The 16290-nt window shown below is 60.3% G+C and carries 20 protein-coding genes; 11 read left to right on the top strand and 9 right to left on the bottom strand.

Going from position 1 to position 16290, the window contains the following annotated elements; translation table 11 throughout:
- Nucleotides 1-66: 66 nt before the first annotated feature.
- Together AC07N4_RS08040 and AC07N4_RS08035 are read right to left on the bottom strand one after the other, a co-directional pair.
- Nucleotides 67-1026: a FecR family protein gene (locus tag AC07N4_RS08040; protein WP_493065420.1), complete on the bottom strand. Its 960-nt coding sequence runs from the start codon at nucleotides 1024-1026 to the stop codon at nucleotides 67-69.
- Nucleotides 1023-1559, bottom strand: coding sequence for an RNA polymerase sigma factor (locus tag AC07N4_RS08035; RefSeq protein WP_096819451.1), 537 nt, complete (start codon nucleotides 1557-1559; stop codon nucleotides 1023-1025). Before AC07N4_RS08035 ends, AC07N4_RS08040 begins: the two co-directional genes overlap by 4 nt.
- Nucleotides 1560-1715: 156 nt before the next feature.
- Here AC07N4_RS08035 and AC07N4_RS08030 point away from each other — a divergent pair, with 156 nt between their 5' ends.
- On the top strand, nucleotides 1716-2060 hold the full coding sequence (locus AC07N4_RS08030) for a YegP family protein (RefSeq protein ID WP_096819450.1): 345 nt from the start codon (nucleotides 1716-1718) through the stop codon (nucleotides 2058-2060).
- Between the two features lie 73 nt (nucleotides 2061-2133).
- Here AC07N4_RS08030 and AC07N4_RS08025 read toward each other — a convergent pair whose 3' ends face one another.
- Both AC07N4_RS08025 and AC07N4_RS08020 read right to left on the bottom strand, forming a co-directional pair.
- Complete coding sequence (locus tag AC07N4_RS08025) at nucleotides 2134-3015, bottom strand: dihydrodipicolinate synthase family protein (RefSeq protein WP_273538443.1); 882 nt, start codon at nucleotides 3013-3015, stop codon at nucleotides 2134-2136.
- 26 nt (nucleotides 3016-3041) lie between these two features.
- Nucleotides 3042-3824 (bottom strand): aldolase, encoded by a 783-nt coding sequence (locus AC07N4_RS08020; protein WP_007957912.1) that lies wholly within the window; start codon nucleotides 3822-3824, stop codon nucleotides 3042-3044.
- A 108-nt stretch (nucleotides 3825-3932) separates the two neighbouring features.
- Between AC07N4_RS08020 and AC07N4_RS08015 the strand changes: the two genes are divergently transcribed.
- Entirely contained in the window at nucleotides 3933-4475 is a 543-nt protein-coding gene (locus AC07N4_RS08015) for a helix-turn-helix domain-containing protein (protein WP_085747256.1), read from the top strand.
- Here the strand turns inward: AC07N4_RS08015 and AC07N4_RS08010 are convergent, their stop codons facing one another.
- Entirely contained in the window at nucleotides 4476-5495 is a 1020-nt protein-coding gene (locus tag AC07N4_RS08010; RefSeq protein WP_493065421.1) for a DUF4917 family protein, read from the bottom strand.
- A 154-nt stretch (nucleotides 5496-5649) separates the two neighbouring features.
- Between AC07N4_RS08010 and yiaY the strand changes: the two genes are divergently transcribed.
- Entirely contained in the window at nucleotides 5650-6798 is a 1149-nt protein-coding gene (gene yiaY / locus AC07N4_RS08005) for an L-threonine dehydrogenase (protein ID WP_493065422.1), read from the top strand.
- Here yiaY and AC07N4_RS08000 read toward each other — a convergent pair.
- The 3 genes from AC07N4_RS08000 to AC07N4_RS07990 form a co-directional block, all read right to left on the bottom strand.
- Nucleotides 6795-7961 carry an MFS transporter gene (locus tag AC07N4_RS08000; RefSeq protein ID WP_493065423.1) on the bottom strand — a complete coding sequence of 389 codons (1167 nt, stop codon included), beginning with the start codon at nucleotides 7959-7961 and terminating at the stop codon, nucleotides 6795-6797. The genes yiaY and AC07N4_RS08000 overlap by 4 nt on opposite strands.
- A gap of 17 nt (nucleotides 7962-7978) precedes the next feature.
- A complete protein-coding gene (locus tag AC07N4_RS07995) occupies nucleotides 7979-9214 on the bottom strand; it encodes an aminotransferase class I/II-fold pyridoxal phosphate-dependent enzyme (protein WP_493065424.1) in 1236 nt (411 codons plus the stop codon).
- Between the two features lie 209 nt (nucleotides 9215-9423).
- Nucleotides 9424-9912 carry a DMT family transporter gene (locus tag AC07N4_RS07990; RefSeq protein ID WP_493065425.1) on the bottom strand — a complete coding sequence of 163 codons (489 nt, stop codon included), beginning with the start codon at nucleotides 9910-9912 and terminating at the stop codon, nucleotides 9424-9426.
- Between the two features lie 78 nt (nucleotides 9913-9990).
- On the opposite strand from AC07N4_RS07990, the gene AC07N4_RS07985 reads away from it, so the two are divergent.
- The 8 genes from AC07N4_RS07985 to AC07N4_RS07950 all read left to right on the top strand — a co-directional run bounded on the left by AC07N4_RS07985 (nucleotide 9991) and on the right by AC07N4_RS07950 (nucleotide 15807).
- Nucleotides 9991-10902 carry a LysR family transcriptional regulator gene (locus tag AC07N4_RS07985; RefSeq protein ID WP_493065426.1) on the top strand — a complete coding sequence of 304 codons (912 nt, stop codon included), beginning with the start codon at nucleotides 9991-9993 and terminating at the stop codon, nucleotides 10900-10902.
- A 20-nt stretch (nucleotides 10903-10922) separates the two neighbouring features.
- Nucleotides 10923-11654 (top strand): PA3715 family protein, encoded by a 732-nt coding sequence (locus tag AC07N4_RS07980; RefSeq protein ID WP_493065427.1) that lies wholly within the window; start codon nucleotides 10923-10925, stop codon nucleotides 11652-11654.
- 35 nt (nucleotides 11655-11689) lie between these two features.
- The gene (locus tag AC07N4_RS07975; protein WP_493065428.1) at nucleotides 11690-12409 is read left to right on the top strand and encodes a PA3715 family protein; all 720 of its coding nucleotides are present in this window, start codon (nucleotides 11690-11692) and stop codon (nucleotides 12407-12409) included.
- Nucleotides 12410-12413: 4 nt separating this feature from the next.
- Nucleotides 12414-12830, top strand: coding sequence for a fosfomycin resistance glutathione transferase (gene fos / locus AC07N4_RS07970; RefSeq protein ID WP_102622190.1), 417 nt, complete (start codon nucleotides 12414-12416; stop codon nucleotides 12828-12830).
- 60 nt (nucleotides 12831-12890) lie between these two features.
- Nucleotides 12891-13529: a LysE family translocator gene (locus AC07N4_RS07965; RefSeq protein WP_096819439.1), complete on the top strand. Its 639-nt coding sequence runs from the start codon at nucleotides 12891-12893 to the stop codon at nucleotides 13527-13529.
- 77 nt (nucleotides 13530-13606) lie between these two features.
- A complete protein-coding gene (locus AC07N4_RS07960) occupies nucleotides 13607-14956 on the top strand; it encodes a sensor domain-containing protein (protein ID WP_493065429.1) in 1350 nt (449 codons plus the stop codon).
- Nucleotides 14957-15072: 116 nt separating this feature from the next.
- Complete coding sequence (locus AC07N4_RS07955) at nucleotides 15073-15228, top strand: KGG domain-containing protein (protein ID WP_077045875.1); 156 nt, start codon at nucleotides 15073-15075, stop codon at nucleotides 15226-15228.
- A 75-nt stretch (nucleotides 15229-15303) separates the two neighbouring features.
- The gene (locus tag AC07N4_RS07950; RefSeq protein ID WP_102622192.1) at nucleotides 15304-15807 is read left to right on the top strand and encodes a DUF4142 domain-containing protein; all 504 of its coding nucleotides are present in this window, start codon (nucleotides 15304-15306) and stop codon (nucleotides 15805-15807) included.
- Between the two features lie 44 nt (nucleotides 15808-15851).
- Here AC07N4_RS07950 and AC07N4_RS07945 read toward each other — a convergent pair whose 3' ends face one another.
- On the bottom strand, nucleotides 15852-16262 hold the full coding sequence (locus AC07N4_RS07945) for a low affinity iron permease family protein (RefSeq protein WP_102622193.1): 411 nt from the start codon (nucleotides 16260-16262) through the stop codon (nucleotides 15852-15854).
- Nucleotides 16263-16290 lie beyond the last annotated feature (28 nt).

Raw genomic sequence — 16290 nt, 5'->3', positions numbered from 1 at the left:
GAGGAAGACGCGGCAGGTAAAAAAAACCTCACATGCGAATGCAAAATATTCTCATGTGAGGCTTTGTCAGCGGTTTTCGAGGCGGATACTGCCATCGGCCAGCGCGACGGTTCTCACCGGTACCAGGGCTGGCAGGGCGTTGATCAGGGCGTCCGGGTCCTCGACGTCGAGGTTGCCGGAGACCTTGATCTGCCCCAGTTTTGCGTTGGCCAGCAGCACCGGACGCGGGCGATAGAGGTTCAGCTCATCCACCAGACTGGCCAGCTCACGGTTGCGAAAGGACAGATGCCCGGTGCGCCAGTCGGCGACCTGGCTGGCTGCAAGACTGTGTTGCTGCAAGGCGCCGCTGGCCAGGTCGACCGCGACTTGCTGTTGTGCGCCGAGTAGCAGCGGTGCGCGGCTGTCCGGTGTGAACGCGACCTGACCGTGGGCGACGCTGACCACCAGTTGTCGCTCGCTGCGCCGCACATCAAAACCGGTGCCGACCACGCGGATCGTGGCGTCGCCGGTCTGCACCCACAGCGGCCGTTCCTTGTCCGGCGCAACGTCGATGTAGAACTGTCCGCGATCGAGAATGAGCCGGCGCTGGTGGCTGTCGAAGTCGATACGCAGTTGCGTGTTGGCGTTCACCGACAAGGAGCTGCCGTCAGGCAGTTCGAAGGTGCGCAGACCTTTGGCGTGGGCAGCAATCTGCTGCTGATAGACCTCATGTGACGTGCCCAGAGGCGTAACCAGTACCGCAACGATCAGCGCGGCGGCCATCGCCAGCGCGGGTCGCCAGCGGTTTTTTGAGCGATTTACCGGCAGCGGCGTTGGCCGGTTCAGTTGCTGCAATTCACCAAGCTCGGCCCACAACACTTCAAATGAACGATAGGCGCTGGCATGTGCCGGCTCGCGCAGCCATTGTTCGAATGCCTGGCGCTCTGCGGGCTGCTGATCCTGACGATTGCGGGTAAACCAGGCGGCGGCTTGAGCGTCGATGCTGTCGTCGGGCAGTTCCTCGGTGAAGTCGTGAGAACGGTTCATTCTGGCTGCTCCATGCCGTTGTCGTGATCCAGGCGTTGCTTGCAATGCAGCAGTGCGAAGGCAATGTGTTTTTCCACCATGCTCAGCGAAATCCCCATGCGCTCGGCAATCTGCGCCTGACTCAGGCCTTCGAAGCGGTGCAGCACAAGCGCCTCGCGCCGACGTGGCGAGAGTTCGCCCAGCACGGCTTTGAGTTGCTCCAGCCGTTGCTGGCGCTGCGCGGCCGCCATCGGATCGTGATGCTCATCGGCCAGTGGTTCGGCATCGTTGTCTTGAGTGGGCTGCACGATGTGCCGCACCTTTTGGCGGCGCCAGTGGTCACGCAGCAGGTTGCGCGCCATTTGAAACAGAAAGGCCCGCGGTTGCTCGACCTTGGCCCGGTCGCGATAGTCGAGCCATTGGGTGAACACGTCCTGGGTCATGTCCGCCGCGTCACTGGGATTGTCCGTGCGTTTGCGCAGGTAATGCAGGATGTCCCCGTAAAACCGGCGAAACGAATCGGCCGACAGAGGATCGGGCGTGAGGCGGGGCATGACTATCCTTCTCGACGAAGCGGGGGTGCAGAAAGTCGCGGATGATATGAGAATGATTGTCATTTGTCATGTTCACATTCGCGCCTGTCAGTGCGGAGTGGCTAAACCGTCGAAACGGTCTTTACTTGCGGGGATTCAATCGACAGGAGCAGCGACATGTCCGGATGGTACGAGTTGAGTAAAAGCAGCAACGGCCAGTTCAGGTTCGTGCTGAAAGCGGCAAACGCCGAAACGATTCTGACCAGCGAGCTGTACACCACCCGCAGCGCCGCCGATAACGGCATCGCCTCGGTGCAGGTCAACAGCCCGCTGGACGAGCGCTACGAGAAGAAATCGACGAAGGACGGGCATCCGTATTTCAACCTCAAGGCGGCCAATCACCAGATCATCGGCAGCAGCGAATCCTATTCGTCCGAGGCAGCGTGCGCCAAAGGCATCGCCGCCGTGAAGGCCAACGGGCCTACGACAGTGATCAAGGACAAGACGTTGCCGGTGCTCTGAGTTCACCTCCAGCACAAAAACCTGTGGGACCGGCAGCGTGCCGATCCCACAGGTTTTTTGTCGTGCTTGAAGGTCAGCGCAGGGTTTTGAGAATGGCCTGCAACTGGTTGCGCCCGGCCTCGCTCAACGGGAACACCGGCAAGCGTGGATCGCCGACTTCCAGCCCGGTATCACGCAGACCGGCCTTGATCGTCGCCGGCAACCCGCCCTTGAGGATGAAATCCAGCAGCGGCAACTGGCGGTAGAACAGTTCCCGCGCCTTGCCCAGATCCCCCGCCAGTGTGGCTTCGTACAAATCCAGATTGAGTTGCGGAATCAGGTTCGGTGCTGCCGTGCACCAGCCCTTGGCCCCGGCCGCAAAGGCTTCCAGCGCCAGTGGATTGCAGCCGTTGTAGAACGGCACCTGGCCTTCGCCGAGCAGTTGCAGCTTGTGCATGCGCTGGATGTCGCCGGTGCTCTCCTTGACCATGGTCACGTTTTCCACGCCGTTGACGATGCGCAGAATCAGTTCCACCGACATGTCGGTGCCGCTGGTGGCCGGGTTGTTGTAGAGCATGATCGGCACGCCGATGCTGTCGCCGATGGCGCGGTAATGGGCGAGGATTTCCGCTTCGGTCAGCTTCCAGTAGGACGCCGGCAGCACCATCACCACATTGGCGCCGTGGGCTTCGGCAAAGCGTGCGCGACGCACGGCTTTGGCGGTGGTCAGGTCGGAGACGCTGACCACGGTCGGCACGCGTTTGGCCACGTGTTTGATGCTGAACTCGGCGACCTGATCCCACTCTGCGTCGCTCAGGTAGGCGCCTTCGCCGGTGCTGCCCAGCGGCGCGATGGCGTGGACGCCGCCGTCGATCAGCCGATCGATCGAACGACCCAGGGCCGGCAGATCAAGACCTTCGCCATTGGCGCCGAACGGGGTGATGGTGTAGCCGATGATGCCGTGAATGTTGGACATGAGAGTGCTCCGCAAGGATGAGGTGTTCAGTTCAGGCAATCGGCGTGCTGACGCAGGTTCTGCCGGGCGTAGTAGTTGAAGGCGGCGGCGTGGCGTTTGGGTTTCGACACCCAGTCATGGGCCTCGCGACCCAGCTCGGGAATGATCGGTTTGATCGTCCCGGCGGCCATCGCCAGCAATTGCAGTTTGGCGGCGCGCTCGATCAGTTGTGCGATGACGCAGGCTTCCTCGATGGTCGTGCCGGTGGACAGTTGCCCGTGGTGGGAAAGCAGGATCGCCCGTTTATCGCCCAACGCGCCGGCAATCAGTTCGCCTTCTTCATTACCGACCGGCACGCCCGGCCAGCCTTCAAGGAACGCGCAATCGTCGTACAGCGGGCACAGGTCCATGTGGGAAATCTGCAACGGTACTTCGAGCATCGACAGCGCGGCAATGTGCGTCGGGTGGGTGTGGATGATGCAGTTCACGTCCGGCCGTGCGCGGTACACCCAGCTGTGGAAACGGTTGGCCGGGTTGGCCATGCCGTGGCCTTCGAGCACTTCCAGGTCTTCGTTGACCAGCAGCAGATTGCTCGCGGTGATTTCGTCGAAGCCCAGCCCCAGTTGCTGAGTGTAGTAAGTGCCCGGCTGCGGACCACGGGCAGTAATCTGCCCGGCGAGGCCCGAGTCGTGGCCGTTCTCGAAGAGGATCCGGCAGGTCAGGGCCAGCTTTTGCCGGTCTGTCCACGTATTATCCGCCAGGCTTTTTTGCATCTGGGTCAGCGCTTGCTTGACCAGTTCGTCTTTGGGTAGTGCTAATGTCTTCGCCATATCCGTGTCCTGTGGTGGTTGCCATGGATGACACTTAAGAGGCTATATGACACTTTGTGTCATTGGCAAGGACAAATCGTCTTTCCTTTGCTGGATTAATCGCTTCGCATGTCTATCCGTTTGAAATTATTGAGAAAAAAACTTGGCGTAACCCTTGAGGCGCTGGCCGAGAAATCCGGCATGACCAAGAGTTATCTGTCGAAAGTCGAACGCGGGTTGAACACGCCGTCGATTGCCGCCGCGTTGAAACTGGCGAAAGCGCTGAACGTGAAGGTCGAGGAATTGTTCTCCGAAGACAACGTCAGCCTCGACAGCTACAGCCTGGTGCGCAGCCACGAGCGCCAGTCGCTGGCGGCCAACGATCACAGCCCGGGTTATGCGGTGCTGGCCCATCAGGTCAGCGAGCGCAGTCTGCTGCCGTTCATCATTTACCCGCCGAGCGAGTTCACCGACAAGACCTTCAAGGAACACTTGGGCGAGGAGTTCCTGTTCGTCCACGAAGGCCGGGTCGAAGTGGACTTCGTGAACGAACGGGTGCTGCTGGAGCGGGGCGACGCGCTGCATTTCAATGCGCAGAAACCCCATCGCATTCGCTCAGTGGGCGAGGTGCAGGCGCAGTTGCTGGTGGTGGTGCACAGCAGCGAGGAGTGATCAGACCTCGACGGGCACCGAAAGCTTTGGATGGCCCAGCGCATGGCTCTTCGAATCAAAGAACCGCAACTCGGCGCCTGTGCTTTCGAACACTTTTGCGTAGTGGCGCTTCTGGTGCTGGATGAACGCTGCGCTGCGCGGGTAGATCGAGATCGCCACGGTCTGCGGTTTCGCCAGGCGCAGGGCGCGGACGATGTGGCTGTCCTGCTCGCCCAGGGCATGGCCGAAGATGCACAGACTGTCGCCGTGCGCGAGTAGCTGGTCGTAGCAGAACGACAGGTAATCGGAACTGCGGATGGTCTTGAGCTTGTCCACGCTCGGCCCTTCATTGACGAACAGCGGCACATCATCAAGCGTCTTGATCGTGTTGTTGATCGCAAAACTGCCCAGCAGCGTGCCTTCGGTGGCGGTCATTTTGCGGGCGCTGCCGTTCAGGTTGCGCACCAGATGCAGGCCACCGTGCAGGTACAGCAGACGCGGTTTTTCGGTGTGGCTTTCGCACAAGTCGAAACTGGCGTCGGGACCGTTGAACAGGTCGTCGATGGCCTCGCTCTGGTGTTGCAGGGCCCAGTAATTGAGCAGGTCGTAATTGGTGGTGAACACCGTGCGGTAACTCGTCAGTTCACGGTTCAGAATGCTCAGGGTCGAGGCGTCGACCAGTCGCCACGGAATGTGCAAATCGTGGACGGCATTGATCAGCGCTTCCTTGATCGCGTAGTAGCGATTGCGCGGCGCGGCCGAGCTGACGGCCAATGCCTTGTTGACCCGGCTGGTGGTTTTCAGGGCGCCAAGTACCTGTTCGAAACTGCGCGTCTGCATGGCGTCGAACACGCTCAGTTCCGACGGGCTCAGGGGTTTTTCTTCCACCGTGCGGGCGCTTTCGAACAGCGAGTCGTAGCCGAAATCGTCCCACACCGCGCGGCTGGCGCCGTTGCCCACCAGCAAACCACGGAAGTCGGTGGTGGCGCGCAACGCGTTCCAGTCTTCGAGTGTGGCGTCGACATCCAGAAAATCGGTCATTGCAGGGCACGTCTCAAAACAAGGGGCAGATGGGCGGCGACTTTATCACGAGCGGGCATTGAGCCAGATCAACATCCGCCGTGACCGATCGGTCGATCCTGTATGCATCCGCCGAATCGCAGGAGTCGATTCGGCCCCTGTCAGGAGACGCACCATGAGCAGCACCTTTTTCATTCCCGCGGTCAACATCATGGGCAGCGGCTGCCTCGACGAAGCCATGAATGCCATCCGCAACTACGGTTTTCGCAAGGCGCTGATTGTCACCGACGCCGGGTTGGCCAAGGCCGGCGTGGCGACCATGATCGCCGAGAAACTGGCGATGCAGGACATTGATTCGGTGATCTTCGACGGCGCCAAACCGAATCCGAGCATCGCCAATGTCGAGGCCGGGCTGGCGCTGCTCAAGGACAGTCGCTGCGATTTCGTGGTGTCACTCGGCGGCGGCTCGCCCCACGACTGCGCCAAGGGCATCGCCCTGTGCGCGACCAACGGCGGGCAGATCCGCGACTATGAAGGCGTCGATCAATCGGCCAAGCCGCAATTGCCGCTGATCGCCATCAACACCACCGCCGGCACGGCCAGCGAGATGACCCGCTTCTGCATCATCACCGATGAAACCCGCCATGTGAAAATGGCCATTGTCGACCGTAATGTCACGCCGCTGCTGTCGGTCAACGACCCGGCGCTGATGGTCGCCATGCCGAAAAGCCTGACCGCCGCCACCGGCATGGACGCGTTGACCCATGCCATCGAAGCCTACGTCTCCACCGCCGCCAACCCGATCACCGACGCCTGCGCGCTGAAGGCGATGACCCTGATCAGCAACAACCTGCGCCTGACAGTTCGCGACGGCAGTGACCTCGCCGCACGGGAAAACATGGCGTATGCGCAGTTCCTCGCCGGCATGGCGTTCAACAATGCATCGCTTGGCTTTGTGCATGCGATGGCGCATCAGTTGGGCGGTTTCTACGATTTGCCTCACGGGGTGTGCAACGCGGTGTTGTTGCCGCATGTGCAGACGTTCAACGCGTTGGTCTGCGCCGACCGCCTCACCGACGTCGCCCACGCCATGGGCGCCGACATTCGTGGTTTCAGCCCGGAGGAGGGCGCGCAAGCCGCGATTGCCGCGATCCGTTGCCTGGCCAAGGACGTCGATATCCCCGGTGGCTTGCGTGACCTCGGCGCCAAATGCACCGACATCCCGATACTCGCCGCCAACGCCCTGAAAGACGCCTGCGGTTTGACCAACCCGCGGGCGGCGGATCAACGGCAGATCGAAGAGATTTTCCGCAGCGCGTTTTAAGCGGGCTGGCGACCGGGCGCGAACCTCGTGCAGAGCACCGCGCCCAACGCCAGAGCGCAACACAACAGCGACAGCGGCCACGCTTGCGGACTGGCGAACAGGCTGGCCACGGCACCGATCAGTGCGGCCATCAACTGGTGGATGAAACCGCTCAGGGCCATCGCGTAGGCGCCGGCAATCGGCGCTCCATCGTTGGCCCGTGACAGGCTGATCGGATAATTCAACGACTGGCCGAACACGGCAACGCAGTAAGGCAGCCAAAGCAACCAGGCCATCGAACTGGCCAACAGGCTACCAGCCAGCATCACGCCACAGCCGGCCAGCACCAACCCCACCCCCAATGCCATCAACCAGAGCTGACCGGTGCGCAGGACGAAGCGGTTGACCGCCAGCGCACCCAGAAAATACGCCGCACTGATCGGCCAGCCCAACAGCCCGTATTCGGTCGTCGACCAGTTGAACGGGCCTTGCAGAATCAACGGCGCAGCGCTGTTGAACGCGATGATCACGCCATAACCCAGACCGCCCGCGAGCGCCGGCAGAAGAAACGTTCGATGGACCAGAATCATTCGATAGACCGCCCAGGGCGAAGCGGTTGTAGGCGCTTCGACAAGTTCTGGAAAATTCAGGCGCGAGACAATCGCGGCCATCATCAGACTGACCGCACCCAGCAAATAGAAGATCGCCTGCCAACCCAGCGTCACCTGAATGAGCGAGCCGGCGTATTGCCCGATCCCGAGCGCGACAACGAACGAAATCGAAATCCACGACAGCGCTTTCGCCAGCAGATCACCCTGGAAACTGTCACGAATCAACACCCGCGCCATCACCGAAATGCCGCTGGCGCCAATCCCCTGAAGCAGGCGCATCAGCAGGAACGACTCCAGTGTCGAACCCAGCGGCAGCACCAGATTCGCCAGCCCATAAATCCCCAGCGCCGCCAACAGCACCGGTTTACGGCCGATGCGCTGCGCCAGACTTCCCCAGAGCAGCATCGGCAGCGCCATGCCGATCAGGTACAGCGACAAGCCCCAGGCCACCTGCGTTGCATCGACCTGCAAGTGCCCGGCGATCTGTGGCAACGCCGGCAGGTAAATGCTCATGCCCAGTTGGGCGAGGAACACGGTGGAGCAGGTGATGAGCAAGATGAGGCTGGGGTTCATGAGTCGTCCGTGAAGGTTCAGCGGTCGCGATGGCCGCCGTGAGTCAGTAACAGTTCGATGATCAGATCACAGAAATGGTGGATCAATGGGGTTTCCATGTCGGCACGCAGAGTAACGCGGATCGCGGCTTTACCTTGAGCCACCACCGGGAAAAACACCGCGCTGGTGAAAAAGCCGTGTTCGGCCAGTTCAATGGCAATTCGAGTGGCCAGGGCGGCCTCGCCGCAGTTGATCAAACGAATGGCCATGGGGCTGCCGTGCTGTTCGGTGCTCAGCAGGCTGTCGAACAGGCGAATATTGGCCTGGAGCCGAATCTGCAAAATCCGCAATTCTGCGCTGCGGTGCAGCTGGATCGAGGCAAGTCCCGCACCAATGGCAGCGCAATTGAGGCTTTGCGACCAGTTGCTCGGACCGCCGTAACGCTGGATCAATGTCCTCTGCCGTGGGTTACCAAGCATCACCAGGCCACCGCTGGCCCCGAACGATTTTGCCAGCGAAGCGACGATCAGACAGTCCTCTTCCAGTGCCGGCAATCTTGGCCGTACAAGACCGGCACCGTTGCTGCCGACCGCCGACAACGCGTGGGAATCGTCCAGGTACAGGAGCAGGCCATAGCGTTCCTTCAGATACAACAGACCGTCCAGATTGGCGACACCACCCATGCTGTAGGCACCGTCGGCGATGTAGGCGACGGTGGTGTGACGCTGGCACACCGATTCGAGAAAATCCATGTCGTTGTGGGGCGATGTCAGCACTTGAGTTTCATCGGCGCAGCTGGCTTTCAGGTGATGCATCGAATAGTGGGCCAGGCGATCGAACACCATCACTGGTGGGCGGTTTTGGGTGAACACGCCACTGGCCAGCAGCGGCAGGATACCGGCGCTCGCGGCGCTGCAGGACAGACTGCTAAGACACACCGCGCCAAACAATTGCGACAGCTCGCTTTCGTATTGATCGAGCAGCGCCAGCTTGCAGCGGTTTTTCGAGTTGGCAACGCGCAGTGTGCCGGTTTCCCGTAGGGCCGATATGGCACCTTCAAGCAGGGCCGGGTGATGGTCGAGGCCCAGATAGGACGTGGTGCAGAAGTGATGGAATTGACGCCCGTGTTGGTCGAGCAAGTGATTGCAGCCTTTGACCTCGACGTTGAGAGCAGCGATTTTTCCGGCTTCGGCAGCCTCCCAGTCGTGGTCTGCCAGCGCGATGACTTTGCGATAGTTGGAGAAGGTGTTGGCGGATTCCGGCAGATGATTCACAGGCAGCTCTCCTTGAGCATGGCAATCCATTGGGTGTTTCAATTTGTGTGTGTTGCCAGACTTTACAGAGAGCTTTGCAGGGTCAGAATCGGCTGTATCCGATAGTGCTGAGGGCTGCTGGAGTTTTGTTTGTAGGGCGATGCCTTGCCGGGTTGTAAGGCGATGAAATGCCCGACAACCCTTGTAGTGAAGGGCTTACCTTTGCCCTGTTATCCAACGGCTGCGGCGCTCTTTTCCAGCGCCGGGGAAAACTGGATCAGCACCACGCCCGCCATCAACAGCACCGCGCCGAATACCCGAGACAATGTGAGTTGCTTCTCCAACAGCCCGAACAATCCGAAGTGATCCAGCAACATTGAAGCCAGCACCTGCCCGGCCAGCGCCAGCGCGACAAACCCCGATGCCCCGAGTTTCGGCACCAGCATCACCGCCAATGCCACAAAGCACACCCCGAACGCGCCACCGGCCCACATCCACAGCGGTGCCTTGCCGATGAAAGCCAGCGACGGCAGCGGTAGTCGCAGCGCGGCAATCACCGGCAACAACACCAGCACGCTGACCAGCAAAGACGCCAATGTCGCCCACAACGGATGGCCCAGGCCCCGGGCCAGATTGGTGTTGATCGCACTTTGAAAGGGCACGACGGCCCCGGCCAATGCCGCCAGCAACAACAGGCCGGCCCACTGCAACGTACTCATGATCGTTCTCCAGCAAGGTTTTGCTGGACTCTAGGGTATTCGTCGCGCAGATTTAAATTCTGTTTTGTCATCCGGAACATGCATCAGATGAATGATCTACGGCGCATCGATCTCAACCTGCTGGTGATCCTCGACGCCTTGCTCAGCGAGCAGCACGTCACCCGCGCCGCCGAGCGGTTGCACTTGAGTCAACCGGCGGTCAGCCATGCGTTGGCCCGACTGCGTGACTTGCTCGGTGATCCATTGCTGGTGCGGGCCGGTTCGGGGCTGGTGCCCACCGCTCGGGCACTTGAATTGGTAGCGCCGCTGGCCGAGGCCCTGGCCCAGGTGCAATCGCTGCTGGCGCCCAACACCTTTGACCCGGCCAGCGCGCGCCGGACCTTTCGGCTTGCGATGTCGGATTACGGCGCGGCGATCATCTTGCCTGGCTTGATTCGTACATTGCGCACAGAAGCGCCGGGCATCGATCTGCAAATCAGCCACGCCAGCCGTGAAGGCATGGTTGAAGGTTTGCTCAACGGCGACATTGACCTCGCTGCCGGTGTGCTCCCGGAACTCCCCGGTGAATTGCACAGCACGCCGCTGTTTGAGGAACGCTACGTCTGCCTGCTGGATCGCCAGAGCCTTCCCGCCGGGGGTGTTCTCGACCTGCCAACCTACCTTTCCCGACCCCATGTCCTGCTGGAAATGCGCGGCAGCGGCACCCCGGAAATCGAACGCACCCTGACCGCTCTGCGTGAGCGCCGCCGTGTCGCCATCAGCCTGCCGCACTGGAGCGTTGCGCCGCAGTTCATCAGCGGCACGGATCTGATCCTGACTGTGGCCTCTCGGGCGTTGAACGATATTGATGAAGAGGCGCTGATCGTTGTGCCACCACCGTTCGAGATCGCACCGTTCACCTTTGTCTCGGCGTGGCACAAGCGGCGGGGTGGGGATCAGGCGTTGAACTGGTTGAATCGGCGGATCGGGGAGGGGATAGTGCGCGGCTGAAAAACATCAAGGAGCGGGGCGTGACAGTGAAGTCTGGGATGATGGGGTGTCTGGCGCTTTGCGGCGCGTTGATGGCGGGGCAGGTGTTGGCTGATTGTGTGCCTGCGCCGGTGGCGAACGAGCGGGATTTTTCTGTTTGCAAGGATTGGCCGGCTTATCCCGGGCTGATCATCAACGCCAAATCGGAGCGCGTCGATGCACCTGAAAATACCGAGATGATCGCTTCCTACGATTTGGATGTGTCTGTTCTGAAAGACGGCCAAACGGATCCGATTGCAACTCATCACCAGGCTTCTGCCTTCAAAACAGATGGCATAGCGTTCCGGGAACTTGCGCTCGATACGGCTCGATACACGCTCGCCCCTGATCTTCGAGCTTTTGGAGTCCGGGTGCAGTTCACCAACGGATCTCGCCTCATTCCGCTTGAAGAAACGCATCTCTCTCTTTATGTGAGAGACGGCGCCAAGTTGCGCCCCGTCCTGCAGCGATTAGTGGTTTATCAGTACGGCGGCGAATGGGACGGTGAATGCACCGGCGAGCGATATGAGACAACCAGAACGGTAGAAATCGCCAAGACCAGCTCCCATGGTTATGCCGACCTGATTATCAAAACCCGACAGACAGGGACGACCAATGTCGTCAAAGGCGATGATTGTGAAGACAAGACCAGTGTCGGCAGTCCGGTGTTGACGACAATTCACTACGACGGAAAATCATACGTCTTGCCTAAAGGTTTTCAGGCCATCGAGTGATACAGAACCAACGCGACTCTTATCAAGGAAGAACAATGCTCACCCCAACCCGACATTTCATCGCCCTCGGTTTTCTGGCCATCACCACTCAGGCCCACGCCGCCTGTGAGGTAAAGAAATTCGACGGTCACTCCCTGTCACGCTGCAAAGTGTGGCCGGCCTTCCCGGACAAGGCGATCTCGGCGAAGTCCACGTTCGTGTCCGACTCCGAAGGTGACCACGACGGTGTGTTCGACCTGGAGCTGTCGCTCCTCAACGCTTCCGACGCCAAACCGCTGGCGACTTACGTAAAGCCTGGCGCCTACAATTCCGACGCGATCAGCTTCAATGACTTGAAGATCGATACCGCTCGATACCGTCTGGCGTCGGACGTTCGCGCCTTTGGCCTGCGTTCGGATTTCGCCGACCATCTCTCAAGAGCCAATCCCTACGCGAAAACCGATCTGGCGCTGTATGTACGTGAAGGCAGCAAGTTGCGGCCGGTGCTGGAAGGTCTGGTCATTCGCAAGGAGTTTGGCGAGGGTAGCGGTGAGTGCGATACCAAGGACACGAAAATCCTCAGAAGCGTGGAAATCGGCTCGTCCAGCCATAACGGTTTCGCTGATCTGATCGTTTCCTCAAGTGGTGTGGTGTACACATCGACCCAGTCAGGCAAAGAGTGCGTTTCCAAAACCACCAACCTGAAGAACACCCAAATCACCCTGACCTACGACGGCAAGCAATATCTCGTCCCCGAAGACCTCCGAGGTTATTGACCCGATGCTCACCGGCCTCAACCACCTGACCCTCGCCGTCAGCGACCTGGATCGCAGCCTCGCGTTCTACCGCGACGTGCTGCATCTGCGGGTCGAGGCCACGTGGGACGCCGGTGCCTACCTGTCGCTCCCTGGATTGTGGTTGTGCCTGTCGCTCGACGCGCAACGCAAATCCGAACCCGCCGCCGACTACACCCATTACGCCTTCAGCCTCGACGCCGCGGACTTTCCACGGTTCGTGCAAAAGCTTCGCGCCGCGAACGTGCAGGAATGGCGCGACAACCGCAGCGAAGGTGCGTCGTTCTACTTCCTCGATCCGGACGGCCACAAGCTCGAAGCGCATGTTGGCGATCTGGCCTCGCGACTGGCCGCGTGTCGGCAAAAGCCCTACGCAGGCATGCGTTTTTTCAACGAATCGTGAATATTCACAAACCGCTGGAATAGACTGGCGGCCACGTTTTCCGGCGCTTGCAGGTATTCCATGACTCCATCGTTGCTTATGGCCGTGCTGGCCTCGGGTTTCATCTACGGCATCACGCCGGGGCCGGGTGTGCTGGCGGTGTTTGGCATCGGCGCTGCGCGGGGCCGGCGGGCCGGGGCGGGGTTCCTGTGCGGGCATTTGCTGGGCGATGTGATCTGGTGCAGCACGGCATTGATCGCGATTGTTGGCGCCCGGGAAATCGGCAGCACCGCGTTCGATGTGCTCGGTGTACTCAGCGGTCTGTACCTGTTCTGGCTCGGCTGGCGCGCCGTGCGGGCCAAACGCAGCAACGGCGATCAGCCACAGGGCGCTGCGCGTCAGCCGTTCTGGCACGGCATCCTGTTCGGGCTGACCAACCCCAAGGCCTACCCGGTGGCGGTGGCGACGTTCACCGCGCTGCTGTCGAGCCGCGCCGAACTGCTCAACTGGTCGATGCTGCCGATGCTGATCGCTTTGAGCTTCCTCGGTGGATTGCTCGCCTACGCTATTCTCATTGGCATTGTTGGCGCCCGACAGGTGCGCACGCTGTATCAGCGCCATGAACTGGCCATCACCCGGTTGTGCGGGGTAATGTTTATCGGTTTCGCCATCAACGCCCTGGTGCATGCGCTACCGGGGCTGATGCCGAACAAGACTTGAATGTGATCGCTGGGATGCGAGGTCGAGGTCAGGGACGGTTGATCAGTGCTGCATTGCCCGGACACCCACGCTGAACCATGGAAAGTCGAAATTCTGCACCGTTGGCGAGTTATATCGATCTGTTGCTGGACGCCGTGTGCGCAGTCGACAAGCAGGGCCGTTTCGTTTTTGTCAGCGCAGCCTGCGAGCGGATTCTCGGCTACACGCCTGACGAACTGATCGGCCAGTCGATGATCGACTACGTCTATCCCGCCGACCGTGAACGCACCTTGTCCGCCGCCAGTGACATCATGGGCGGTGAGCCCAAGCACAATTTCGAAAACCGCTACGTGCGCAAGGACGGCAGCGTCGTGCACATTCTGTGGTCGGCGCGCTGGTCTGAAGTCGATCAACTGCGCATTGCCGTGGCTCGGGACATCACCGAGCGCAAACTCGCCGAATCCCGTCAGGCGGCGTTGTATGCGATCTCCGAAGCGGCGCATGCGGCGGAGGATCTGCTGGCACTGTTCAAACGCATCCACATGATTATTGGCGAGTGGTTGCCGGCGCTGAATTTCTCCGTGGCGCTGTACGACGAACACTGCGCACAGCTGAATTTTCCCTATCACGTCGACGATGACGAGTTGCAACCGGAGCAGCCCGGCACCGTGACCGGACGGCTGTGCGCCGAGGTGATCCGCAGCGGCCAGCCGATCCTGCTGACCCCGGATTGCTCGCACGCACCGCCAGGTTTCGAAGCATTGGTGGCGGGGCAGCAATCGCCGTGCTGGCTCGGCGTGCCGCTGAACTCGAAGAACGGCACCATCGGCGCGCTGATCGTCAAAAGCCTGGCCGGCGGCGAGCGCTACACCGAGCGCGACAAGGAACTGCTGCAATACGTCTGCGCCCAGGTCGCCACGGCCATCGAGCGCCAGCAATTGCACGCCCGTCTGCGGCGCATGGCGCAATACGATCAGTTGACCCAGTTGCCCAACCGCGAATTGCTGCGTGATCGGCTCAAGGCTGCGCTTGCGGGTGCGCGGGAGCAGTCGGGGTTCATGGCGCTGCTGTATGTCGATCTGGATCGCTTCAAACAGGTCAACGACACCTTCGGCCACGCCGTTGGCGACATGCTGCTGCAAACCGTGGCCAACCGCCTCAAGGGCTGCGTGCGCGACACCGACACCGTGGCGCGCATTGGTGGCGATGAATTCGTGGTGCTGCTGCACAGCGTTCACGCCGCCGAAGATGCCGACAGCGTGGCGGAAAAAATCCGACAGATTCTGGTGCAACCGATGCGTCTGGACGGGCACAACCTGCACATCGAGCCGAGCATCGGCGTCGCCCGCTATCCCGAGCATGGCAACGAAGAACAGCAACTGTTCCGCCACGCCGACCAGGCCATGTATGCCGCCAAACGGCAGAATCACCGGGCGCGGGATATCTGACTGACATCATCCGTTCGTCGCGGCAACGGCAATTTTTCTAAACCTTTGGCGGCTGGCGAATTCTCAATCCAGGCGGGCACCTGCTCGCCACGATCAACACCAAGAGGAAGAGAATCATGCCTAACTCAAGAAACTCGAACTCGGGAAACTTCGCCAACGATCGAACCAAGGCGTCTGAAGCCGGTCGCAAAGGTGGGAAAACCACCACCACGACGGTCGACAAAGAGCCAAAAACCGACATGGGCCGCAAGCCCGCTCAGAAATCGAAGTAGTCGGCGAAGGTTGTTTTGATTGAGAGGCGGGGGCGAAAGCTCCCGCTTGAATTTCGAGAGAAGGAGGGCGCGACCATGAACCGGATGGCCACCCGAGTACGTAACTTCAGTTTTGTCACCCTGCTGGGGCTGTGCGCCGGCAGTGCGTTCGCCCAGTCGCCCGCCGACTTCATCAACGAAGCTTCGGCCAAAGGCATGGCAGACATCGAGGTCAGTCGTCTGGCGCACCAGAAGTCCGAGTCCAAAGAGGTCAAGGACTACACCATTGTGGTCATCAACGACCGCACCACCGCCAATCAGCATCTGGCGAAAATCGCCAAGAAACTGGATCTGCCGGTCGCCCCCCGTGAAGAGGTCGCCGACAAGGCCAAGGCATTGATGCCGGAAGTGAAGGACGGCGCGACCTTCGATCAGGCCTACGCCGCCAGTCAGGTCAAAGCCACGGAAGAGGCCATCGAACAGATTCAACAGGAAGCCCAGACCACCGACGTGCCGGAGATCAAGGCGTTTGCCGACGAGACCCTGCCGAAACTGCAAAATCACCTGCAGATGGCCCGGGCTCTACAGGCTAGCCGCTGATATCGGGTTAAATAAAAACGGCGCTCAGGCGCCGTTTTTTCTGCTCAGCATTCATTCAAGTCCTGCTTCGGTTTGCTCTTGTGGCCGAGCCCCTCCAATTCAAACACTTCGTTTTCCCCCAGCGACCGATAGTGCCTGCGCAACGCTTCCAGTTGCTTGAGGTCCAGCGACTCCAGCCCGAGCATCGCGTTCTGCGCCTCCTTGTTCACCCGCAGCAACTCATCAAGTTTCAAATGAAGGATGTCGGTATCGCGGTTCTGGGTGTTCTGGATCAGGAACACCATCAGAAACGTGATGATCGTGGTCGAGGTATTGATGATCAGCTGCCAGGTGTCATTGAAATGAAAAAACGGCCCGCTCAACCCCCACAACCCAATCAGAATCAAAGCCCCCATGAACGTCTTGGGGCTGCCGGCCCAGAGTGCCAGCGTTTGCGAAATCTTTGCGAATTTCATGGCTGTGTTCCTTGTAGGGGAGCGCTTG

This window comes from Pseudomonas sp. GW821-FHT09E04 (genome assembly GCF_059416185.1).
Note: the sequence above shows the minus strand (reverse complement) of the source record. Positions and strands in the feature narration are given on the sequence as shown.